Annotated in this window: 21 protein-coding genes; 2 read left to right on the plus strand and 19 right to left on the minus strand. The window is 47.4% G+C overall.

The genetic code is table 11. The annotated features are described in order from the left end of the window. Positions 1-44 precede the first annotated feature (44 nt). The 13 genes from AC1RR2_RS11515 to AC1RR2_RS11575 all read right to left on the minus strand — a co-directional run bounded on the left by AC1RR2_RS11515 (position 45) and on the right by AC1RR2_RS11575 (position 15,554). On the minus strand, positions 45-596 hold the full coding sequence (locus AC1RR2_RS11515; protein WP_493222398.1) for a cob(I)yrinic acid a,c-diamide adenosyltransferase: 552 nt from the start codon (positions 594-596) through the stop codon (positions 45-47). A 398-nt stretch (positions 597-994) separates the two neighbouring features. Beyond that, complete coding sequence (locus AC1RR2_RS11520; RefSeq protein WP_493222399.1) at positions 995-2,668, minus strand: aminotransferase class V-fold PLP-dependent enzyme; 1,674 nt, start codon at positions 2,666-2,668, stop codon at positions 995-997. A 26-nt stretch (positions 2,669-2,694) separates the two neighbouring features. Beyond that, on the minus strand, positions 2,695-3,378 hold the full coding sequence (locus AC1RR2_RS11525) for a glycerol-3-phosphate acyltransferase (RefSeq protein ID WP_493222400.1): 684 nt from the start codon (positions 3,376-3,378) through the stop codon (positions 2,695-2,697). A gap of 123 nt (positions 3,379-3,501) precedes the next feature. Then, entirely contained in the window at positions 3,502-4,932 is a 1,431-nt protein-coding gene (locus AC1RR2_RS11530; protein ID WP_493222401.1) for a sensor histidine kinase, read from the minus strand. A 100-nt stretch (positions 4,933-5,032) separates the two neighbouring features. Further along, complete coding sequence (locus tag AC1RR2_RS11535; protein ID WP_493222402.1) at positions 5,033-6,379, minus strand: sigma-54-dependent transcriptional regulator; 1,347 nt, start codon at positions 6,377-6,379, stop codon at positions 5,033-5,035. A 388-nt stretch (positions 6,380-6,767) separates the two neighbouring features. Beyond that, positions 6,768-8,015, minus strand: a complete 1,248-nt coding sequence (locus AC1RR2_RS11540; RefSeq protein ID WP_493222403.1) for an ABC transporter permease — start codon at positions 8,013-8,015, stop codon at positions 6,768-6,770. A gap of 27 nt (positions 8,016-8,042) precedes the next feature. Then, positions 8,043-9,356 (minus strand): ABC transporter permease, encoded by a 1,314-nt coding sequence (locus AC1RR2_RS11545; RefSeq protein WP_493222404.1) that lies wholly within the window; start codon positions 9,354-9,356, stop codon positions 8,043-8,045. A 17-nt stretch (positions 9,357-9,373) separates the two neighbouring features. Continuing rightward, positions 9,374-10,102: an ABC transporter ATP-binding protein gene (locus AC1RR2_RS11550; RefSeq protein WP_493222405.1), complete on the minus strand. Its 729-nt coding sequence runs from the start codon at positions 10,100-10,102 to the stop codon at positions 9,374-9,376. Positions 10,103-10,166: 64 nt separating this feature from the next. Further along, positions 10,167-11,435 carry an efflux RND transporter periplasmic adaptor subunit gene (locus AC1RR2_RS11555; protein ID WP_493222406.1) on the minus strand — a complete coding sequence of 423 codons (1,269 nt, stop codon included), beginning with the start codon at positions 11,433-11,435 and terminating at the stop codon, positions 10,167-10,169. A 178-nt stretch (positions 11,436-11,613) separates the two neighbouring features. After that, a complete protein-coding gene (locus AC1RR2_RS11560; RefSeq protein WP_493222407.1) occupies positions 11,614-11,961 on the minus strand; it encodes a DMT family transporter in 348 nt (115 codons plus the stop codon). Beyond that, on the minus strand, positions 11,958-12,935 hold the full coding sequence (locus tag AC1RR2_RS11565) for a glycosyltransferase family 2 protein (RefSeq protein WP_493222408.1): 978 nt from the start codon (positions 12,933-12,935) through the stop codon (positions 11,958-11,960). The genes AC1RR2_RS11560 and AC1RR2_RS11565 overlap by 4 nt, the downstream gene beginning before the upstream one ends. Before the next feature lie 18 nt (positions 12,936-12,953). Further along, the gene (locus AC1RR2_RS11570) at positions 12,954-15,068 is read right to left on the minus strand and encodes a DUF6311 domain-containing protein (RefSeq protein WP_493222409.1); all 2,115 of its coding nucleotides are present in this window, start codon (positions 15,066-15,068) and stop codon (positions 12,954-12,956) included. A 30-nt stretch (positions 15,069-15,098) separates the two neighbouring features. After that, positions 15,099-15,554, minus strand: a complete 456-nt coding sequence (locus AC1RR2_RS11575) for an Lrp/AsnC family transcriptional regulator (protein ID WP_493222410.1) — start codon at positions 15,552-15,554, stop codon at positions 15,099-15,101. Positions 15,555-15,687: 133 nt separating this feature from the next. On the opposite strand from AC1RR2_RS11575, the gene lysA reads away from it, so the two are divergent. Then, a complete protein-coding gene (lysA, locus tag AC1RR2_RS11580) occupies positions 15,688-16,932 on the plus strand; it encodes a diaminopimelate decarboxylase (RefSeq protein ID WP_493222411.1) in 1,245 nt (414 codons plus the stop codon). Between the two features lie 135 nt (positions 16,933-17,067). Here lysA and AC1RR2_RS11585 read toward each other — a convergent pair whose 3' ends face one another. Then, on the minus strand, positions 17,068-17,820 hold the full coding sequence (locus AC1RR2_RS11585) for a phytanoyl-CoA dioxygenase family protein (protein ID WP_493222412.1): 753 nt from the start codon (positions 17,818-17,820) through the stop codon (positions 17,068-17,070). Between the two features lie 157 nt (positions 17,821-17,977). Between AC1RR2_RS11585 and AC1RR2_RS11590 the strand changes: the two genes are divergently transcribed. Continuing rightward, positions 17,978-18,628 carry a YcbK family protein gene (locus AC1RR2_RS11590; RefSeq protein WP_493222413.1) on the plus strand — a complete coding sequence of 217 codons (651 nt, stop codon included), beginning with the start codon at positions 17,978-17,980 and terminating at the stop codon, positions 18,626-18,628. A gap of 57 nt (positions 18,629-18,685) precedes the next feature. Here the strand turns inward: AC1RR2_RS11590 and AC1RR2_RS11595 are convergent, their stop codons facing one another. The 5 genes from AC1RR2_RS11595 to AC1RR2_RS11615 form a co-directional block, all read right to left on the minus strand. Next, a complete protein-coding gene (locus AC1RR2_RS11595) occupies positions 18,686-18,958 on the minus strand; it encodes a hypothetical protein (RefSeq protein WP_493222414.1) in 273 nt (90 codons plus the stop codon). 185 nt (positions 18,959-19,143) lie between these two features. Next, positions 19,144-20,970, minus strand: coding sequence for a DUF885 domain-containing protein (locus AC1RR2_RS11600; protein WP_493222415.1), 1,827 nt, complete (start codon positions 20,968-20,970; stop codon positions 19,144-19,146). 66 nt (positions 20,971-21,036) lie between these two features. Further along, positions 21,037-22,413, minus strand: coding sequence for a formimidoylglutamate deiminase (locus tag AC1RR2_RS11605; protein ID WP_493222416.1), 1,377 nt, complete (start codon positions 22,411-22,413; stop codon positions 21,037-21,039). A 29-nt stretch (positions 22,414-22,442) separates the two neighbouring features. After that, on the minus strand, positions 22,443-23,246 hold the full coding sequence (gene hutG, locus AC1RR2_RS11610; RefSeq protein ID WP_493222417.1) for an N-formylglutamate deformylase: 804 nt from the start codon (positions 23,244-23,246) through the stop codon (positions 22,443-22,445). A gap of 104 nt (positions 23,247-23,350) precedes the next feature. After that, on the minus strand, positions 23,351-24,028 hold the full coding sequence (locus AC1RR2_RS11615; RefSeq protein WP_493222418.1) for an SPOR domain-containing protein: 678 nt from the start codon (positions 24,026-24,028) through the stop codon (positions 23,351-23,353). Positions 24,029-24,040 lie beyond the last annotated feature (12 nt).

Below are 24,040 nucleotides of genomic sequence, written 5' to 3' on the forward strand. Positions count from 1 at the left end.
CATTGAGACTTCATGTCCATCATAAAACAGGCTACAAAATTAAACTAGCGTTGCCGTTCTTTTTCCCACAAAACATCACTACCGCCAGCGTAACGGTTTAGAACACGTGATAACACAAACAATAAATCCGACAGGCGATTCATATATTGACGAGGTGCTTCGTTAATTTGTTCAGCCTTGCCGACACTGACGATAGCGCGTTCAGCACGACGACACACAGTGCGACATACGTTGGCCATAGAAGCGGCGCGCGAACCACCCGGCAGAATAAAATCTTTGAGAGGTGGCAAATCGGCATTGTATTTTTCTAGCAATGCATCTAAGCGCGTCACTTGTGCTTCGGTCACCATCGTGTAGCCAGGAATACACAATTCGCCGCCCATATCAAACAAGTCATGCTGTATGGAAAACAATTCCTGCTTCATTGCGTCTGGAATATCTTCACAAATCAATGCGCCTATATGTGAGTTAAGCTCATCCACATCGCCCATCGCGTGTACTCGCAAAGCATCTTTGTCAATACGCGTACCGTCACCTAAACCCGTCGTACCTGCATCGCCAGTGCGTGTAGCGATTTTTGAAAGCCGATTGCCCATATTCCTATCCCATATCCAATAGCAAGAAAATAAGTGACTATTCAGTCTCATTGATAAGAGTAAAAAACTAAACCCCTCAACGCCGAGACGCTGAGACGCTGAGGAGCGCAGAGAGAGGCGAAGATTTTACTGATTTTCTCCGCGTATCTCGGCGCCTCAGCGTCTCGGCGTTGAGGGGTTTTGACCTTTTTTTATAGCGACTGAATAGTTACGAAAATAGAACCTATAACGAGTGAAGCTTCGCCAATACTTATTTAAAAAATACCTAAAGAATGTCTATTTTACCAGTCAAATTTTGATGTGAAGCTGATACCACTATTGTGAGCAATGGTAATCACGGCACTGCCACTGCGCCGTACAAATCAAGTATCGGAAAAACACGCTTATTGAGGTGTGACCTAGGCGGCAATTTTTCCAACCTGTTGGAAATAAGCAAGCAAACTTGTGCTTAGTTCATCTTGTTGCGCTGGCTCGGTATGCCCCATCAAGCATATTTGCAACAGATTGCCCTTAATGAGGTAGCCACTACGATAACTAAGCAAAAAGCCACGCTCTGCCATCGCGTCACCACAAGCGACCGAACTGATGTGATCTGGCAATTGTAGTGTTAATACTGCAGGCGAGCTATCACCTGCAGAATTCAAGATAGCTACACCTGCCGTCCGCAAACTGCTACGTAAGCGCGCAGAGGCATGAGCAATCTGGTCAAAACGCGTGGGTGAAATTTGCAACAAAGCTTGCTGTAATGCGGATACCAGATTAGAAGAATGCGTATAAGGAATACCCGCGTTCGCACGATACACGCCCAAATCCAAATAGCGTGGAATTTGTCGATCTGCATCCACTTCATGCGAGTACGCGACGATTGCCAAGCCCGGATACGCCGCAATCGCTTTACCGCTGACCGTCGTTGCAAGGTAGGCAGCACTTATATCCACAGGTACACAAGCAACGGAACTGGTGCAATCCACACAGAGCTTAATTCCCAAACCATCGCACAACGCTTGAATCTCACTGAGCGGATTTAAAATGCCACTCGATGTTTCACAATGTGTCATCCATAACCAGTCTGGTTTATGTTGAATCAAAACTTGACGCAATGCAGGCAAATAAAAACTGCGCCCAAACTCTGCATGAAAGGTATGGAATTCAATACCAAAACGTTGCGCATGATCACATAAGCGTTCGCCAAATTCACCATTCACCAGTATCAAACCACGACTATTTAATCGCTTAATCTGAGCCGCAACCACATCGTTGGCAAGCGTGCCGCTGCCTAAAAAAATTTCGACCTCACGACTACCTAAGAGTTGGCAGAGCCGCGCTTTGGTGTCCGACAAAAGCGAAAGAAAAGACTCAGCCCTATGCGACACCGGAGCGTTGGCAAAAACCGCTTGAACCGCAGGATGAATTTCGACAGGACCAGGCAAAAAGCTAATGGGAGCTTTCTTTAAAGGGGGCATCTCATCTCGCGTGAGCACATCCTTGGTCGTCACACCGTCCCTTAGTATACGACTTGCTTGCAGCCGCTGTTGCATACGTAATGCCGACGCGAGTACTAAGTACATCGGTTGATACATGGCGCCCGGCTTACCCACCAGATTAGCGAAGGCGGTAAAGCCCATATTTGCATACAATTTTTCTTGTAGCACTGTCGCTGAAACCAAGGCCAATGTAAATTCTTGCTTCAAACAAGTCGTCAATGCAAAGTGAAACAATTTAGCGAAAACAGAGGTGTGACGATAGGCTGGCTCGATAGCCAATAGACGGATTTCGCAAATTTTCTGCACGCTATCTGGCTTAGCTTGAGGTAAATATTGGTCTAGATTATCCACCTTGCCATCGAGCGAAAATGGTCGCGCTGCGCGCAAAGTCAACATACCTATCAGCGTCTCGCCCTGCAAGGCAATGAAGTAAGTATTTTCGTCGTGAAATTTATCCACCAGACGACGTTCAGGATTCGCTGGATGTTGGGGTATCTCTTCGACAAAGGTACGATAATTCAAGCGATGTATCTGTTCAAATTCCTGCGCCTGATCGGCGATCTTAAATTGCATCGTGGCTTGTGTCATTGGTATCACCTACTCTAAAAAACGATTCAAATCTGGGTATCATCATGAGCCAATTCTTGAATCGGCCCTAAAACAAATGGTGTAAGCAAATCAAGTATATTTTGGCGGTGCGCAGCTAGCACCATTGCGCTAATTATGCCGAGTAAAAAACAGGGCACAAGCAGCTCATTGATCAAAAAGCGCGAGAATAAAATTTGGTTGACAAGAAAAAGGCAAGGCAATAGCAATACGCTGATATACACGCTAGCATCTGGCTGACGCCAACGTAAGCCCCAGCGCAGTAGTACCAACATGCCCAAGAAAAATATCAAGCACAGGGCAAAGAAAACAGGCGCACAGCTTAACAAGCCACCGAGCAAACAAGCCAGACCTTTACCACCACGCCATCCTAATTGTACCGGCCAAATGTGTCCGGCAATCACCGCAGACAAAGCAAGTAAAGACATATTGATTGAGGCAGTACTCGCGTCCACGCTAAACCAAGTAGCAGCATAAACCGCGAGAAAAGCCTTTGCTCCATCCCAAACAAAAGCCAGTACTGCATAAGACATGCCCAGACTACGCGACAAATTTCGGCTACCCGCATTGCCGCTACCGAGGCTACGAATATCGACCTGTGCAAACCACTTGGCCAGATAAAAACTGGCATTCAGACATCCTAACAAGTAAGCAGTGACGCTGAGAGTCACGCTAGATGCGAGAAATAACATAGTGATTTTGAGCACAAAAAAATATTTGGCTATCCTAACGAGAATAAAGTAGAACAAGGCAAGAGAGTGCCGAAGTAGCGTGTCGCAGCACCCATCGTATTGGAATTTGAAATTTGAATGGATTCAAATTGGCAAAATCAAGCTCACGGTCAAGCCACCAGTTTCACGATTATTAAGCATAATGCGCCCACCGTGGGCTTCTATGATTTCACGCGCCAAGGCAAGACCCAGGCCAGTACCATTGCGTTTCGTTGAATAAAAAGGTACCAATGCATTCGACATCACAGTATCACTCATGCCACTGCCCTGATCGCTGACTTCAATACGCACACCTTCGACCATGGGCTTGACTTCTAAGCTCACGCCGGAAGGCGGCGAGCCTGATTCCAACGCATTTTTTAAAAGATTGAGCAGCGCTTGCTCCATTTGTGCCACGTCAAACATGACATTTTCATCGGGCAAGCGACCGAGCAATTGAAATCCTAATTGTGATTGCAAACGTCCAATAAAACTAGGCCAATTAATACTTTCCAGACGTGGCGTCGGAAGCTTTGCAAACCTTGCATAACCATGAATAAAGCTTTCCAAATGCTGCGCACGTTCTTCTATGGTTTTCATAATTTCGGGCAGGCGTTCGTACTGGCCGCGACTGATCAAGGCGCCCGCTGAATTCGCCAACGAGGCTACTGGCGCCAGAGAATTATTCAGTTCGTGGCTAATCACGCGTATCACTTTCTTCCAGGTTTGCACTTCTTGTCGACGCAACTCCACGGTCAAATGACGTATCAAAAACAATTCATGCTCAGTACCATTTAAGGTAAAACTACGCCGTGACAAATGATAAATTTCATCTTCATCGTTGTCCTCATTGACATGATCTGGAGTCGAGATTTGACTAGCATTTACGGTAAACAGACCATCGCCACCATGTTGCATCGCTTCCCGCAAGGACGGCGAAACCTGCTGCAAAATTTCTTCCAGAGTATAGCCTTCGAGCTTGCGACCCTTGTTCAATAATTGTCGTGCTGTGATATTGCCAAACACAACATGGCCGCGCAATCCTATCAAGAGCATCGCCACTGGCGTGTTTTGCAACATACTGTCGAGCAGTAATTCGCGCTGCACCAGATCGAGACGCTGTTCACGCAACACATGGCCGAGATCATTATGCGCATCGACCAGGTCAGCCAATTCATCATTGCGTTGCCAATGTAAACCAAAGGAAAAATCGCGGTCTTGGTAGCTGAGTACCGTACCACTCATCGCGCGAAACAATTCAAGAATGGGCCTGAGCTGAGCCCGCACCGACGCGATCGCAATAGGAATAAACAGCAACAAACACGCGCCAGCAATCAAGATACGATCGTTTGGAAAGAAATAATCCAGAAGCGCGGCACAGCTTAATGCCAAACTCAAAATCAAAATAAACATCAGTGATAAACGTGCCGCCAAGGAAATCCGCAAGCCGCGTGTTGGCTTAATGGCTGGCCCGGTCTCGGCAGCACTAGCAGAATTAGTTACTTGATCGTTAGGCTTGGCAGGAGGCAGATTCATAGCAAAAAGAAGTGGTGCGATAGCCAGATTATCCTAGATTTCTGGATAAATTCTCGAAGTACTTGATCCAAATTTGCTGGGAAAGAGTGGAAGTACGAACTCAAGGGCGCGAAATATTTAATCGCTCCATACGTCGGTACAAAGCCTGACGACTCAAACCCAAGTCCGCAGCCGCTTGCGCCACCACACCACGCGCCTTGTTCAAGGCTTGCTCTATAGTTTCTCTATCCAGCTCCGCATCACCGGCGACTGCCGCATTAGCCGCCATAAGCGCAATAGGTAATCCCAAGTCTTCAGCTTTAATATCGTCGGTAGTTGCCAATAAGCAGGCTCGCTGCATAACATTTTTCAGTTCCCGGACGTTGCCAGGCCAGGCGTGTGCCAGTAAACAGGCTTGCGCGGTGCTACTTAAATTCTTACCCTCTTCCAAAAAGGCTTTTGCCAGCGGCAAAATATCATCAGGGCGTTCCGCCAAGGAAGGTAAATTAAGTTGAATCACGTTCAAGCGATAGAACAAATCTTCTCTGAATTGCCCAGCCTTGATCATCGCTGGCAAGTCAGCATTGGTGGCACTCATCACCCTCACTTTTACCTGACGTTCTTTGTTCGATCCTAATCGTTCAAAGCGCCCGGTTTCCAATACACGTAATAATTTTATTTGACCAGCTAAAGGTAAATTACCGATTTCGTCTAAAAACAAAGTCCCACCGTCGGCGGCTTCAAACTTGCCTTCACGTGCTTTCGTGGCCCCCGTGTAGGCACCTGCTTCGGCACCGAATAATTCCGCTTCAATTAATTCTGCAGGAATTGCGCCGCAATTGAGCACGACAAATGGACCATCTTTGACTTTGGAATTCGCTTGCACGATGTCGGCAATTCTTTCCTTACCTGCACCGTTGGGCCCGGTAATCAAAATTGAGACATCCGATTTTGCGACTTGACAGGCCATACCGAGAACCCGTTCAGTGGCAGGATCTTGCCAGACGAAATTGCGCAGGTCGTATTTGCTTTCCAATTCGCGCTTTTGCTTACGCTCACGCTGGACGCGATGTTGTAAAGCACGATTCACTTGTCCCAGCTCGATCAGATTTTTAACACTCGCCACCAGACGCTGATCATGCCAAGGTTTAGCCAGATAGTCAGCGGCACCCGCCTTAATCAAATCCACTGCAGCGTCGAGGTGCGTCCACGCCGTCAGTAAAATCACAGGCAAATCAGGATGTAGCGCACGGATTTTTTTGAACAAAGCGACCCCCTCTTCACCCGAGGTTGTATCTTCCGTAAAATTCATATCCTGTATCACCAGATCTATCGCATGCTGTTCCAGCAATGCCAGACCTTGCTCTGGCGATTGCGCACTAAAACTGCTGATATCGTGCAAAGACAACAGCACATCAAGCGCCATCGCGATAGAGGGATTGTCATCAATAATTAAAACACTGGGCATGAGATTCACATCAAAATAATAAAGTTGAAGACCTAGATACGTCGCTTACGTTCTCACTACAGGTTTAAAACCGAGTCTCAAATGCTAGGGCGGATGCAACCCGCGCTGCCAGCCAACGTGCACCTGAGCAGCGCGGGTTGCACCCCATAGGCGCTAAGCAAATTTCTAAAACCACTAACCACAGGTAAGCAGTATGCTGCGACCAGAGATATGGAGGTAACACGGAGAAAAACACAAAATGAAGGAAGTCGTAACAATTTGATTTTCTCTAGCCTTTCTCTGTGCCTCTGTGTTGAGAGGTTTTGGTTTAGATTTGCTTAACGATTATGGGGTTTCACCCGCCCTACGTAATAGCATTGGGGTTTCGGCAAAAACCCAAAACGCCATACTATACGCCACGCGTCGCCGTTGCAGGTGAAATACTCGCAGCACGCCACGCTGGTGCGTACACTGCGAGCACACCTAAGATCCAAAAAGCCAATGGCGACAACATCAGGTAGCTCACGGGAAGCTTCGGCAACTCAAATTGACCTACCAACACATAATTTAAACCTAGTGCCAGAGCAATACCAAATACGATGCCACCGGTGCTAATCAACCAGTTCTCAGCAATAAAATAGGCCAGCACATCAATACGACGTGCGCCTAAAGCACGACGAATACCAATTTGCTTACGACGCTGTGCCACCCACAAAGTACTCATACCGACGATACCACTGGCAGTCACGACCACCAATAAGGTACTTACCGCCAACAACATCCACGCTAAACCTTTTTCACTACGATAGCGGTCATCACGGAATTTTTCCATACTTGTAGCTTTGACGTAGATCGGTGTAGCGGAAGCCTTACGCAAGGCTTCTTCTACTTCTTTCATGACACGGTCGCGTTGTCCGGCTTCCGCACGTACCGCATAGCCATCCCAGATTTGGCCAGACAAACGCGCTGGCAACAAGGTGCTCATTTCACCTCGTTGACCCGGCTGAGCACCCGAAGTTTGCAAGGTCTCAACCACGCCCACGATAGTCACACCGTTCGCGCTATTACCAGTGCCAAAGAAAAATTCTTTGCCAACAAAACTGGACTGACCTGGATAAAGCTTCTGTGCCAGCTCTTTGGTGACGATAACTTTTTTTACAAAATCATTGCTGACATTTGGGTTCAAATCAACATAATCACCGGCTTGAAAGTCTTTACCTTCGACCAAGCGCAGTTTCCAGGTATTGACCAGCGAATCAGCCGATACAAACATACCGGTATTGGCGGTAGGCACCTCTTGTTTTCTATCAACCGATACTGAGGTATTGCTACCAGATCGAGATACTGGAAAAGAGCTGACACGAGCCACAGAGACCACGCCAGGCACAGCACGTATGGTATCTGTTTCGCGTTTTTGCAATGCAACTTGGTCTTCATGCCCCCCCAAAATCTGATTGCTGATATTGACTCTAAAAACTTCAAGCTCATCAGCAATACCGCTAGGGCGTGCCGCTACATCAAGGCGCAGATTCACGATGTAAATCGCATTCACGAGTATCGCTAAACTCAATGCAACCTGCATCGCCACTAATAAGGGGCCGAGTTTATTACGCATCATTGCGGAAAAGATGGGGCGCAGTTCAAATAATGTTTTCATGATTTCATGCTTCCTTCTTTTTAAGGATTACTGCGATTTAAGTTGAATTGCCGGCGTCACTTGACAAGCACGCCAGGTTGGCAACAGGCCGGCGATCATCGCCGCACTCACTGACATCAAGAAAGTTAACCCAAGCATTGCCCAGTCCATGTGTGCCACCACAGCTAAATCCTTCGATTGCAAAGCAATTAACTGCAGAGCACCCGCTGCTAATAACACGCCCAACAAAGCACCCACCAAGCCGACGACACCGGTCTCAATCAAAAATTGCGTGAATATCTCTTTACGTGAGGCACCCAGGGCGCGTCTGACGCCGACCTCAGAGGCGCGTACTGAAAATTTGGCCAGTAATAAACCGACGGTATTCACAAGACAGAGCATCAGGAAACCAAAAGCTAGCCAAGCTGAAAGCCGGCTATCATCGCCAATCACCTTCATTTCAACCAAAAATTCACGCACATTGAACAAGCGATTTTTGGTCTGACGTTGGAAGCGACCTAACTTAAACTGCTCAGCCGTATAGCTGTCCAAATAGTTTTGTAATTCTCCACGTTGGCTAGGTGATTTCAGTTCAAACCAAAAATGAAACCAAGTACATTCGGAATTCAAGCGACCTTCCCAGCCCGGATCAGAACGCCCGGTACATCCCATACTTCCACTATGTGCAATTTCACGGCGTATCGCATTACTCAAAGGGAGTATGAAATCAGGCTCATCGGTGAATGCGCCTTCACGGCCATTAAATATGTAAAATTTTGGCTTCGGTGCCCAGTCATCACTGACACCTAACACCGTAAAATCACCTTTCAACATACGAAGCTTTTGTCCCACAGGATTCACGGCACCAAAAAGTTTCTCTGCCATTTTTTTACTGAGAACCACGACATCAGCAGAGTTTTTATCTTCGGAAGCTTGCCATCCTTGCCCACTCACAAACGGAATCTCAAACATAGAAAAAGTATCTGCCGTCACCGCCAGGCCTTCCATCGCGATAGCGCCCAAGTCTTTACGTGCTGGTTCGGCCGTTGCTGCAATACCATACATCGCAGCACGACGTTCACCTTGCTTGCTTAGCAGTAAATTACTGATGTCTTTATAGGTGAATTGATGGTCATTCGGTTCATCGCCGGGTGTATAGCCTTCCTTTGGGCCCGGATCAAGAATGGCAGTAAATAAGCGATCACTCTTTTGTGGAATAGGATCGCCCGACATGACATGTAGTATCGTCAACGTCGAAACACTGGCGGCAACGCCAATCGCCAAAGTCAGCACCATCAAGGCGGTGAGCGCGGGATTGCGTCGTAAGCTTTTTAAGCCCAATAAAAAATAGTATCGAAACATGATGAGTCCTATCCGGCTTAGGCAATATGTAAGTTAGTTTCAACATTGTGGTGATCAACCACGAGGCTAGGCGTTTTACGCACCAGATCAGAAACTTGTCCATCGATGATGTGGACATTACGCTGCGCACGTACAGCCAATTCTGGATCGTGAGTCACCATCAGTATCGTGGTGCCTCTGGCGTTAATTTCTTCCAATAATTCCATCACACTACGCGCCATTTGCGTATCCAGATTACCGGTTGGTTCATCTGCCAATAGCAGTTTTGGTGAGCCTGCCAAAGCACGCGCAATCGCTACACGCTGCTGCTGACCACCCGACAACTCTGCTGGATAGTGTTTCATGCGAGACGACAAACCCACTTGTGCCAATGCATCTTCAATACGCTCTTTGCGTTCTTTGGCAGCTAAACCGCGATAACGCAAAGGCACATCCACATTGTCGAATAAGTTCAGATCAGGGATCAGATTAAAGCCCTGAAAAATGAAACCCAGTTTTTCATTACGCATGCGGGTGCGCGCATTGTCGTCCATGCGAGTTACGTTCACGCCATCGAGATAGTATTCACCGCCGGTGAATTCTTCCAGCAAACCGGCGATATTCAAGAAGGTAGTTTTACCGGAACCGGATGGACCTGTCACTGTCACAAATTCACCTTGCTTTACGTGGATTTCGAAACCACGCAAAGCATGCGTTTCTATCATGTGGGTGCGATACACTTTGCTCAGATTTTTCATATGTAACATGGCGTTTCCTTTGTGAGTTTTTGATATTCGTATTGAAGATTGTATTAATGTTTGTATTAACTAACTAATTATTCAGTGACACTTTTTCTGCATTTTCAAACTGATCGGTTCCTGCTACCACGACCTTATCGCCTTCTTTTAAGCCCGATAAAATTTCCACGGCTGAGATACTGGTTGCACCTAATTTGAAAGGAATGCGCGTAGCAATATTGTTTTGCACGAGATAGACAAAACGACCGCCTTCACTCTCTACAAAAGGCCCGCGTGCCAACATCAAGACATTCGGTTTTTCTTCTATCAGTAAGCGCGCAGAAACACGTTGGCTTTGACGTAAACCTGAGGGTTGCGTGCCATCGAAACGAACACGTGCCAAAACTTGGTTTTTCACCACTTCAGGTGACAAGGCCGACAATTTTCCTTTGGCTGTCACACCATTGATCGTAATTTCTGCCGTCATGCCTAAACCCAAATCAGCGACATAGGTCTCAGGAATTTCCAACTCAACTTCTAACTGAGACAAATCGACCAAAGTCATCAAGGCGGTATTGGCGGCGACTACGCTACGGTTGGCAACCGATAAAGTACCAACCATGCCGTCCACAGGCGCTTTGAGGCGCAGCTCTTCAACCTTACGTTTTGCGTCATCGCGTACTAAGCGTTGCTGCTCTAACTGCGCGCTTTTGGTTTTAAGGTTCAAATCGACGTCTTCATTTTCTAAGCCAGTCGCTGCTTCTGCGTGCTTGGCGCGAATTTCGGCAGTTTTTAAAGCGTCTTGTGCACGCATGTAATCAATCTTGGAAATCACACCGGAAGGACCGGCTTTTTCAAATCGTTCGAAAGTGCGGGCGGCGGTGATACGTTCAATTTCGGCCTGATCCGCATCACGTCGCGCAATCAATTTTTGCTTACGCGCTAAGATCTTTTGGCGTGCCACTTCCGCTTCTAATTGATCGTAATTGGCTTGTTCGCGTTTCAGCAAACTGCTGAGGTCAGGCGATTCCAATTCGGCGACGATATCGCCCTTTTTTACCATGTCGCCGGCTTTCACTTTCAAGGTGACCGTACTCGGTGCAGTGGAATATAAGGTAGGACTGATCGCCGCCACCATGCGACCATTGACGGCAACATCACGTACCAAAGTACCGCGTGTGACTTGGGCGATTTTAATACGTGAAGCATTAATAGATTTGCTGCTATTGGCAAATGCACGCACCAAGAAAAAACAAAGAATAAGGAAGGCGATGGCGAAAACGGCAAACAGCACCAGCTTCTTGCGACGCCAAAGCGGCGGTGCTGCTATCACGGCATCTTGACCTGAGGTATCACGAATCATAGGGCTTCCTGCTAAGGAGTTGTAAGGAATAACAACTCTTTAGCAGGAAGCGTGCCATACTTTAAAAACTACTTAAACCTTTGATTTTATTGGTAATTATAAATAGAGATATGAAATGGACCTGGTGTCCGCAAGCCCGGTTCGGACACCCGCGGACAGGCTTGAACTGATTTGGCCGTTATAGGGAGGCTTTGCTTAAAATAAAAATGCCGACAAAAATCACCAGCATGCCCAGCACTTTTTGCAGATTCATGGCTTCATGCAAAACGAGATAACTTGCCAGCGCGATGCCAACAAAAGTCAAACCTGCCATCAAAGGCGAAGCAACACTCAAAGCCGCTTGCGACAAGACTTGCAAGGTCAATAAAAAACTCAGTCCGTACAAAACCACACTAGTCATCAATTGCCAAGAAAAGTAAGTGCTGAGATCCCGCATTTGAAAGCCACTCTGGCTGGCCAATTTCATCAACACCTGCGCCGAGACGTTACACAAAACCGCAATCAAAGCGATGCTTAGTTGTTTCATGATGCTTCCTTATCTTTGGAATCATGGGTGTCTGTTCGTATTAGGTAAGCTGGGCGGCCTTTGATCTCATCGTACAAACGCGCCAGATAATGCCCAATCACACCTAAGCTGAGCAGGATGGCTCCACCAATAATAATGATTAAGAGATTGACCGTGGTAAAGCCATCGATGGCCTTGCCCTCAATTTTTTGCAGCAAACTATTTCCACCTATGATCAGACCAAATAACAATGTCGCCATACCCAAGTAAGTCACGAGCTTTAAGGGCAAACTAGAAAAACTGGTGATGTTATTGACCGCATAGCGTAGTAATTTAAGACGGTTCCATTTACTCTCAGTACCGTCGGGGCGATCTGCTACTTCGAACGGTAATTGCCCACTAGGGAAATTCGCCCAAGAAATCAAACCACGGAAAAACCGCTGACGCTCAGGCAAAGCTAGCAGCATTTGCACGACCTGTTGATCGAGCAATTTAAAGTCAGAATGTCCACGCAAATCTAAACCCGACATGCTTTTAAACACGGCGTAGAAAGCCTTGGCTAAGTGCTTTTGCAAGTAACTTTCACGCGCACGTTGTGCCTTGACGGCGTGCACCACCAGTAAGCCGTTTTCCCATAATTTGATCATCGGTGCGATCAATGCGGGCGGGTGCTGCAGATCAGCGTCGATCACAACGACGGCATCACCTTGCGCATGTGCCAAGCCAGCCAAAATCGCCGCCTCTTTTCCAAAATTGCGGGTAAAACTGATGGCACGTAGCCGTGGTTCTTGCTGTCGCATGTGCGCCAACACTTCGGCGGTCTGATCAGCAGAACCATCATTGACCGCGACAATATCTAGGCGATAGTGCTCTGCGTGTTGCGATCCTAAGCCTCGCTCCACAGTTTGTATGATCAAAGGAATGCTAGTCTGTATCAACTGGGCTTCGTTGTAGACCGGGATCACTATGCTGATGGTTTTTTTTGTCGTGTTCATGATATTCATCGCGGATCTTCACTTATCCAGTTTCTTTAAATGTAAGGCGTGAATGAGAATTTTTCCTTGCCCGTTGAAAAAGCTACGAAACTCAATCAATTGATTGGCGGTGTCACCATCAATCACCACCGGCACTCGCAAAACTTGTTTGCTATGATTGGTACCGAACAAGGATCCTTGTCCCAAACGTCGTCCGCCTACTTTGCTTGCGGGCAAAGTCACCCACACATCCCAAGTCGCTTGCTCTGTCGTCTCGCTCAAATCTGCCTGATATTCAAATGCGAACTCATAACGCCCTTGCTCTAAACGAACATAGGGGCCGTAATTGAGCACCCCGGCTTTAGCGTCTGAACTCAAGACATCGCTGAGTTGCCCCACCTGCGTTGGTAATTCTTTGCCGCTCCAATGCAATTCATGCAGTTTATCTTGAAACACGAGACCCAAATTTTGTGCCATTAAGCTGGAGCGCATTTGTGCCGATCCACAGACCAGAAAACTCTGCCACTTCACGCAAGCCTGCTGCGCTACGGCTTGCACAAAGCCTTGCGGCGCATTCATCAAACTCTTAGTCGGCATCACGTACAAAGCATTAGGAACAAAGCTTTGATCAAAGTAGGCTCGATTCTTTTGACAATCAACTTTATCGCGGGCGATGTAACCTGTGTCTATGCGTTTTTGGTAATGCGCGGCCAAGCGTTGGAAAAACCACACCATCTGCTCATTGGTCGAATCGCATGAGAAAGCCGGGTACACATGCAAATCCTCGACTTGTTGCATCACTGGCTGCCACGCAACTAAATCGCCCTTGCTCGGCTCGCCAGCAATACGCGTCAGGCGTTCGCTAAAGTCACGCGTATCGACAAATTGCAAACCCAAGGCAAACAAGACCAAGGCTAACTTCGCTTTATTCATCGTCTGCATGACACCAGCTAGGCTGATAAACAACAATGTGTACGCCACTAGCCAAAAGAAACGTCCGCTACTCCTGAAGCTATCGGTGATTTTTCTCAGGCTCTGCGGCACCGTATATTCAAACAATAAATGATCATTCCAATACACGCGATTGGCAATCGCATAAAAAGTTAACGCCAACAAAAATAAGATAAACCATTGATATTGACGACACAGTGACAGCGCTTGTCCACGCGCCAAAAACACACTGACAGGCAACAGCAAGAACACGCCAAACCCCAGATAGTTCAAGCCTTCGTATTGCCCGGTGGTCGGATCAGCGAAATGATAAGCAGCAAATTGATGAGCGCTCTCACTGGCAGCACATGAATAAAAATGACTGCCACAAAACGGTGAACTCAAATTCATCGAATATTCGCCAAAACCAAAGCTCGTCGTATTCTGCCCACCGTAGCCCATGACGAAAAAAATAAAGGCGATCAAGGCTAGCGACATCATCAAGAATTTCGCGCCAGTAGCCCAACGACGGTGCAGCAAACCTTCTTCGATCAAGCTAAACAAAAACAGCGCATACAACATCGCGAAAAAATAAGGATGAATCAACAAGCCTAGCAAACTCAAGGCCAACAAATACGTCTGCGCCCGATTTACTGCCAAGGTCTCGCGTCGCTTTTGAAAATACACGGCGAGTCCAAACAATAATAAGCACTGCGTCATCAAGGCCGTATGACCAAAACGCCACATCAAAGCAGGCCACAAACAGGCAAACACGCCAGCAACCACGGTGGCGAAGATTGAGCGCGCACCTAAACTACGCATCAACACGCCAGCGGCTATCGCTTGTCCTATGAAAGCTAAAATATGCCACAAGGCGATGTAATGAAAATCGACTGGCAACCAAGCGGCAAAAGGTTTGAACAATAAGGCCGCCAAAGGAATCGCGTCCATAAAAGCGATATTGACGCCATCGGGGCTATTAATGCGTGTGGTGTGTAATAAGGGAAAGCGCCAACTATCTTGCGCATAAAACTGCCAGCCTGCGATATGTTGCGAGGCATCGATCTTTTCAAAAAAACCGCCCTGCCCTTGCCAAAAGCTGAGCGGAAATAAAAAGCCTAGCATTAATACGCCGATGAACAGCGCTGCCAATAAGCTTTGTCGAGCACTAGCATCACGCGTCAGCCATGCTAGTCCGGGCGTCGGTTGCGAAAGTTGGTTCAAACTTGTTTTCATCGATATAGCGAGCCTTACTTATCTATCGTCCAACCCAGGCACGGCAATCACTTTGCCTGCCACGTGGGTCGTTAAGACGATCGCCGTCGAGGTCGAACCGAAAGCATTGAGCGCATTAATGATCTGCTGCAAATGTTCAACATCGGTTGCCAACACTTTCATCACCGCACCGTCTTCGCCCGTGACGGTGTAGCAATCAATGATCTCGGGGCAGCTAGCGACAAATTGTGCATAGGGACGACCTTGCTGGGTCGAGACGCGTATCATTGCCGTGATGTCATAGCCCAAAGCTTTGGGATTAATATCGGCACGATAGCCGCGTATGATATTGCTACTTTCCAGTCGCTTGATGCGCTCGGACACTGCAGGTTGACTGAGATGGATTTGCCGGCCAATCTCTGCATGCGACATACGCGCATCTTCTTGCAATAATTGCAGGATTTTCTTATCGTATGGGTCGATTTTTTGATTCATAAGCAAAACCTCGTGATTTCAGGTGCTTCCAAGGTCAAAACCCCTTTTCGCCTTTGGATGCCCATTTTGTTTTGGCATTGTACGCGCTACAGTGATGCATCTCAAATTGACTTTTCCTACGGATAACTCTGCTATGTCGAACGCCATCACCGCCCAACAAATTCAAACCATCGCCCAGACCTATCAAACCCCATGCTGGGCCTACGATGCGGCATTGATTCGCAGCCAAATTGCGCAGTTACGCCAATTTGATGTAATCCGTTTTGCCCAGAAATCCTGTAGCAATATCCATATTCTGAGTTTAATGCGCGAACAAGGCGTCTTGGTCGATTCCGTATCCTTGGGCGAGGTCGAACGCGCGCTGGTTGCCGGTTTTGATCCTGCTGCCAAGAGCGAACATGCGCCTATCGTCTTCACCGCTGACCTGCTCGACCGTCATGCTTTACAACGTGTGGTGGAATTGAAGATTCCCGTCAACTGTGGCTCGCCGCAAATGCTTGAGCAATTAGGGCAAGTCCATCCAGGACATCCCGTCTGGCTACGCATCAACCCTGGTTTCGGTCATGGTCACAGCCGCAAAACTAATACCGGCGGCGAGCAAAGCAAGCACGGGATCTGGCACGAAGAATTACCCCAAGCCTATGCGCTGATACAACAATACGGTCTGCAACTGGTGGGCTTGCACATGCACATAGGTTCAGGCGTCGATTACGATCATTTGCAAAGTGTGTGCGATGCGATGATAGCTCAAGTACAAGCCTGCCCACTTGATCTACAAGCCATTTCCATTGGCGGTGGCTTATCGATCCCTTACCAAGCAGGTGAACCTGAAGTCGATACCGCCCATTATTTCGAGATCTGGGACAAAGCACGTACGCAAATCGAGGCGCATCTCGGTCACAAAATCAGTATGGAAATCGAACCGGGACGTTTCCTGGTCGCGCAATCCGGCATCTTGATTTCCGAACTACGCGCGCAAAAACAAGTTGGTAGTAATTATTTCATCTTCGTCGATGCGGGCTTCAATGATTTAGTTCGTCCATCCATGTACGGCAGTTACCACCGCATCAGTGCCCATACTGCCGACGGCAATTTGCGTGCAGGGGCATTACGACCTAGCGTGGTCGCGGGTCCACTGTGCGAATCTGGCGATGTATTCACGCAAGAAGAAGGCGGCGTGGTCACGCATCAAGATCTACCGGCATGCGAAGTTGGTGACTTAATTGTGTTCCATGATGCGGGTGCCTACGGCGCTAGCATGTCGTCGAATTACAATTCACGACCTTTGATTCCTGAGGTGTTGGTCGATGGTGATGAGGTGCGTTTGATACGTCGTCGGCAGACTATTCAGGAGTTGATGAGCTTGGAGCGTGTTTAAGACTAAAACGTTTTGTACTTTTGTGCTCGTACTCTTCACAAAGTAGCGTAGAGATGGGGCAGTAAAACCTAAGCCTAATCAACAAAAAATGGAGCATATCAGGCCAAGCTACCCGCTAAGAACATTGTGGTATGACTAAATAGCAATCTCAGGCAAACTAGCAGATCGTGAATTCGGCAGTGGCTCATTATCCTTTGCGCGATAGGTAAAGACCATAGAAAACTTGGTCTGACTAGTTTGATTACAACCGGCGGCATGAAATAAATTACTGGAAAACAGTAATACATCACCTTGCCGCAAAGGCACGCTGATTGCCTGTGCCAGCAAGCTTTGATTAGCGGCCACATCGGCACGTAAGAACTGAGCGCTGTCTAATTGCTCTGCTTCGACCTGCCAGCGATGGGAACCGGGCAACACTAAGAGGCAACCGTTCTCCACTTTCTCATCACGCAAAGCCAACCAAACACTGATCAGCTCTGCTCGTTGGAACTGCCAATAACGACTATCTCTATGCCATCCGGTCAAACTAGAAAAGCGCGCTTGTTTGGTCATGATACAGTTGTGATGTACCTGCGACATGCGTACACCCGTGCCAAGCAGTTGCTCCAAAGCCTGTGCTAATACGGCTTGCGTCGCCCATTTGGCGAGCAAAGGTGAACGCGCATAAGCTTGCAATAAGCGGCGCGCAGTTTGTCCTCCTTCAGCATCACGAGAAATCGGTGCGCCGGGATAACGCGTATCGGCTTCAAACTCGATGGGTTGCGCCACAAGGTCCAATTGTTGCTGAGCAAATTGCAGCACTTGCTCACAGTAATCGACGCCACTTAATCCTGGCAGCACCAGATAACCTTGTTGATGAAATTGTTCAATTTGTGTGGGATTTAACATGCGACGAGCAAAGTGGATTCGATGATCAAGTCCATATTATAGGGCAAAGTAATTAAATAAAATTTCACATCTGGGTACTTCACAAAGGACAAGAAAGCATATACTCACGAAAACTATAGCTCTATCCTGCTTTCTCAATTTACTTGAATCAAATTCCATGCAAAATCGTCGCCAATTTTTAAAAAAATCCTTACTGCTCACCGCCAGCGGACTTTTTTTAGGAAGTCGCTCCGCGCTCAGCTTAGCTCAAGAAGCGGATAGCACGAATAAGGCAAGCAAACTAACGCCACCGCCAGATTTATTCGACGCTCAAGCTTTAGATATGGAGTTTTGGTTGAAACCGCGTACTTTGGATTTAATACGCCCGGTTAGTGGTGAGCGTGTCAAATTATTGTATTGGAAGGATGGTGACATTATTGATTCTGCTTATCAGCAGTTCTGTCATGTCTTGCGTGATGTGCATGGAAAAAAAACTGCGCCTATCGATCCTAAATTATTAGAAACCTTGTGGGCAACCCAGGCTTTTATTACTCGCTTTGGCATGACCAAGCCTTTGGAAGTCTTATCAGGTTACCGTACTGCAGAGTCGAATCAGCGCTTACGTGAAGATGGCATTCCTGCAGCACGCAAATCCTTGCATTTAGAAGGACGCGCCGCCGATATCCGCATCGGCGATTTACACGAGGAAGTGCTGGGCGAATTAATACAAAGCTTCCGGCAAGGCGGTGTGGGATTTTATTTCAGAGCCAGTAGCAAAGGTGGATGGATACACGCCGATACCGGACTAAAGAGAAGCTGGAAAGGCTGAAACCCAGAAAAATTATCCACTGGGATTCACAAGCCAAGGTAGTTAGACCAGTAAAAATTAGCGCTTACGGCTGCGGTCCGCGGATTCACGCAAGATGGTGAAATTCCAATCATGTTCATTGGTCACGCCATTATGAACGGTGATGATTCTAAACATATCAGGATCGGATTTCAGGCGTTGGCCTTTTGCTTCTACCTTAATGGCCAGATCGTTTTTGTTATATACATCCAATTCAACTTCTACCCCATCAATTGCATGCTGCGACAGCAAAGAGGCAATTGTTTTCGGAGTGAATTCCAGCATATACACTGGCATCGCAAAGGCACCCATGGCAGCTCCAAAAGAGTTGAGAATTCGATGTGAAGTTCTTGATTCTACTCGCGCCGATTGAAATGTGGCAACTTATTTAAAATAAGTTAAATTAAACTAAAGCAAGTTAGACCAAAAACGGGCGTCAAAACCACATTACACCCGTGATCATGACACCCGTTTACCTAAAAATATCCAAGCTTCTACTACTGCGACTTCACCCAAGTATGAATGCGTGTTTCCAAAATATCCAAAGGCAAAGCCCCTGCGCCTAAAATTTCATCATGAAATGCTTTCAGATTGAATTTTGCGCCCAAGGCTTTGCTGGCGTAATCACGCAATTCTAGAATCTTCAACTGACCTATTTTGTAGCCTAATGCTTGACCAGGCCACACAATGTAGCGGTCAGTTTCGCTTTGAATCTCGACTTCTTCGATGCCCGAGTGATCACGGAAAAAATCGACGACTTGTTGACGATTCCATTTTTTATAATGCAAACCGGTATCGACGACCAAACGTATAGCGCGCAACATTTCATCTTGCAAATGGCCATAAAAACTATACGGGTCCTGGAAAAAGCCCAACTCTTGCCCCAAGCGTTCAGAATACAAAGCCCAACCTTCGACATAAGCATTATTGCCACCTTGCTGGCGATAAGCGGGCAAGCCTTCTAATTCCTGCGCTATCGCGATTTGCATGTGATGACCTGGCACACCTTCATGCAAAGCAGTGGTCTCTATCGACAAAGTCATACGATTCGCAAAGTCGCCGGTATTCACCATCACGTGACCCGGACGTGAACCATCAGCCGCACCTGGATTATAAGAGGCACCTGCTGCTTCTTTCTCGCGGAACTCCTCGACCGCCATGATTTTCACTTTCGCTTTTGGCAAACGTCCAAATAGCTCAGGGATCTTGGCGTACATCTGGTCGGTGTACTTGCTATACAAATCTAAAATCTCTTGGCGAGATTTTGGGTGCAGCGCCGGATTTTTTTCCATCGAGGCATTGAAGGATTTCAAATCAGCGTAACCTAATTTTTTCGCCACATCTAACATTTGGCCTTCAATTCTTCGTACTTCACTTAAACCAATTTGATGAATCTGTTCCGGTGTTTTATTGGTTGTAGTTTGTGTTTTGACTTGCAACTTATAACGTGCAGCGCCGTCAGGCAATGACCATAAGCCGACATCTTTACGACCATAAGGTGCGTAATCGCGACGCACGAAACTGGCGAAATTTTGATAAGCCGGAATCACCTTGGTTTGAATCGCCTGCAAAATGGCGGCTTTTAAGCGCTGCTGATCCGCTTCTGAAATGTCAGCAGGAAACTGCGCGACCGGTTTCGCAAATGGCGAGGTCTCCATACTCATCGCAACAATGTCATCACATTGACGTGCGATTTTTGGCAAAAGAAATTGCGGCGGCATGATTTTATTCTTAAGGCCTTTGCGCATTTGCACTATGGTTTGTTCGAACAAAACCGGCAATTTATTCAGACGCGCAAGGTAGTCTTCATAGTCTTTTACGCTGGTAAAACTTAACATCGTCACTAGCTCGGGCGTATCCAGATGCAATCCGGAATTTTGTAACACGGGCATTTGCCAGCTTTGAAAACGTGCGCCTTCTAATTCTTCTTGCAACTGACGCACCATCAAGTCTTTATTCAACTTTTGCTGTACATCAAAACCGGTAGTATCTATGGCTTTAAATCGTTTCAGAAATTCACGACTCTTTTTTAGATTCGCATCGATCGCCGCTTGGGAGAAATCACGTAATTGATCATTGAAGCGCTTATCGCCTAACATAGACGCGTACTCTGGACTGGTGCGCAGGCCATATTCCCATTGCTCGGCCAACAGGCTATCCAATGCTTTCAAACGCGCTTGCAAAGTCAGGTTGGCTTTACTGACAGTCGATTCGGCCTTCAATTCTGTGCCATGTGCAGCGCTGGTCGCTGCCAAGACTGGCATGCTGAGCAGGCCTAAGCTGATAAGTAATCCTGCTACGGTGTTGGTCGTAAATTTTTTCATAGGTCGCGATATCTTTCTGCTTTTTAAATTTCTTTTTTTCACTGTAAAAACTATTTCTAAAACAATTTAGAGTTGACGTAGTTGCCGCATGCAAGCCGCATAATTGGCATTAATTTGCGCCTGATCGCGATGGCGTCCTGCCGCTACCACCTGCTGCCCACCCACATAGACATCACGGATTACATTGTCATTGCCGGCAAATACCACACTACTCAGTAGCTCAGCGACATCCAGCTCTTGCAGATTAGGATGTTGATCATCAAAAATAATGAAGTCAGCTCTGTGCGCGGCTTTTAATTGCCCGACTTTGCGGCCAGACGCTTGCGCCCCACCTAATAAGCACTGCTGCCACAAATAATCTGCGACACGTCTTTGCCCCTTAACGCTGGCAATATTACGACCTTGCGCCTTTAAACGTTGTCCATATTCTAGCCAACGAATTTCTTCCACCACACTTTGTGAAGCATGGCTATCGGTTCCTATACCAAAGCGCCCTTGCGCCGCAATATAATCGGGCAACTCAAAAAAACCATCGCCCAAATTGCCTTCGGTCGAGGTACAAATTCCGGCGACAGATCGACTCGCTGCCATATTCGCTACTTCGTCTTGATTCAGATGCGTCGCATGCACCAGACACCAGCGTTCATCGACAGTTTGGGTATCAAATAATAATTCAACCGGGCGCTTACCCGTCGCTGCAAGACAAGCATTGACTTCGCGCATTTGCTCCGCGATATGAATATGAATTGGCCGTCCCGCGGGCATCGCTGCGACTAATTCAGCGATTTGCTCAGTGCTAGCCGCACGCAGGGAATGCGGTGCCACGCCGACTTCCACTTGCGCACCACGCTGCGCTTCTAATGCTTGCATGATCTGCAGTATCTGCTCCACATTGGTATTGAAACGGCGCTGATCATCACGCAATGGCTGATGTTTGAAATCGGCAAAGCTGTACAACACGGGCAACATGCTAATTCCCATGCCGGTGCCATTTGCCGCAGCGATCACTTGCTTTGCGGTCTCCGCGATATCGGCATAAAACACACCTTCAGGTGCGCGATGTACGTAGTGGAATTCACACACCGAGGTGTAACCATGCCGCAAGCACTCAGAATACAACTGTGCCGCTATCGCCTGCATTTGTTCTGGTGAAATCGCCAAAGCATAGCGATACATCAAATCACGCCAGGTCCAAAAACTATCCGGGCCTTCGCCTGCAATCTCGGTCATTCCCGCCATCGCTCTTTGAAAAGCATGCGAGTGCAAATTAGTCATACCGGGTGCGACGTAGGCGTGTTGCGCTTCATAGGCTAAGGGCGTGGCGGCGCTTTCAATTTGACTGAAATTACCTTGCTCATCCCAATGCAAACGCACATTGGCGACCCAGCCTTCAGGTAATAAAGCGTGTTGTGCGAAAAGAGTTTGCTTGGAGTTTGTATTCATTGATTTGTTCCTGATATTTCTGACACAGCCTATTTAGTTGACTGTGCCCAGGTTAGGCAAGTTTGCAATAATTGTTTCAACAAGGGTTGAATCTGAGCTGCTAAATCTCCTCGATACGCGTAGGGATAGCTTTCATCCATATACACACACTGGCTCATTTCTAATTGCACCGCATGAATATTGTTCTCAGGTTGTCCATAGTGACGCGTGATATGCCCGCCTTTAAAGCGTCCATTAAACACGTGGCTAAAGGCCGCACCATGTTGCGTCATGACAGTCGCCAATGCCTGTTGCAAACCAAGGGCGCACGATTTTTGATCGGCCGTCCCAAAGTTCAGATCGGGTAAACGTCCATTAAAAAAGCGCGGCACCTGCGAAGCTATTGAGTGTGCATCCCACAAAATGGCAATCCCATGCAGATCACGCAAGCGCTGCAATTCGGCTTGCAATTGTTGATGATAGGGCTGCCAATAGGTTTGCACCCTGCGTTGTATTTCCTTGGCGTCTGGATTTTTTCCTGCTTGATACAATGCTTCTTTCGCGAAAGTATCAACCGGACACAAGCCTGTCGTATCCTGACCCGGATATAAATTCATATCGTCAGATGGGCGATTCAAATCAATCAGGTAACGCGAATAGTGCGCGTGAATCAAAGAAGCGCCTAAGGCTGCGCGCATATTGTAAAGAAGCGGCAGATGCCAATCGGTATCGGCTTTCAAAGTCGCGACTGGATTCATGTTTGCGGCAACGTCGGCGGGAATCGCCGTCCCTACATGCGGCATAGAAATTAATAAGGGAACCTGTCCTTGGAAGAAGTGAAATGGGGCTGACATGATGGGCTGTCTTTCGAAAAAGAATTATGGATGCTGGCCACTGCCCTAATTGACTCATCAGGAAGTGCGCCTTACATCGCTGTTCTCAAATGTTGACTTGGTATTTAGGTGGCTTCGCTCTTGATTGTGCACTCGTGCATTTCTGCACTGCTGATGCTTTCTTTCAACGCGTCTAAATTCTTCTTTTCTTCAGGCGTGATGTCCAGCAAACGATAAACCACTTTTGCCGCACTCACCGCGCGTGGTGCAATCCGTGCTTCTTTCAAGCCTTTTTTTGCCAGGTTAGCGAGGTGAGTTTGTGCCGCTTCCGGTGTTTTAAATACCCCTAGCGAAATGCCCCAGCGCAATGGCGATTGATCTTGCACGACGTAGAATTCAGTCAAACCTAGTTTTTTTAATTGTGCGGCTTTTTTATCGGCAGCATCTTTGCTTCCCAAAGAAGGCAAGTAAACCATATTAGTCGCCACCTCGGCAATTTCGGTACGAGATTGACGCTCGCCCAAAGCCAGTAATTTCAATTTTTCTTCTACGCTTTTTGCGTCTGCCGTGTTGATACCACCCAATTCCAAACAAGCTATTGGCGGTATCGCTTTTTTGTTAGCGGCCTCTATCATGTCGTGGGCGACATTGGGTGCCAGCAATTTCAGCTTGTCCGCATTTTTTTCCGCTTTTAATCGGGTCGGTTCGCGCTCGGCACGCTCCCAATTACCTAACACACCCAAATTCAAAGCGAGTAGTAAGCCATTAATGATCAATAAAATCCACAGAAAAAATCGCAGCATAATAAATATAAA

This window comes from Undibacterium sp. GW821-FHT11H02 (assembly GCF_058808015.1).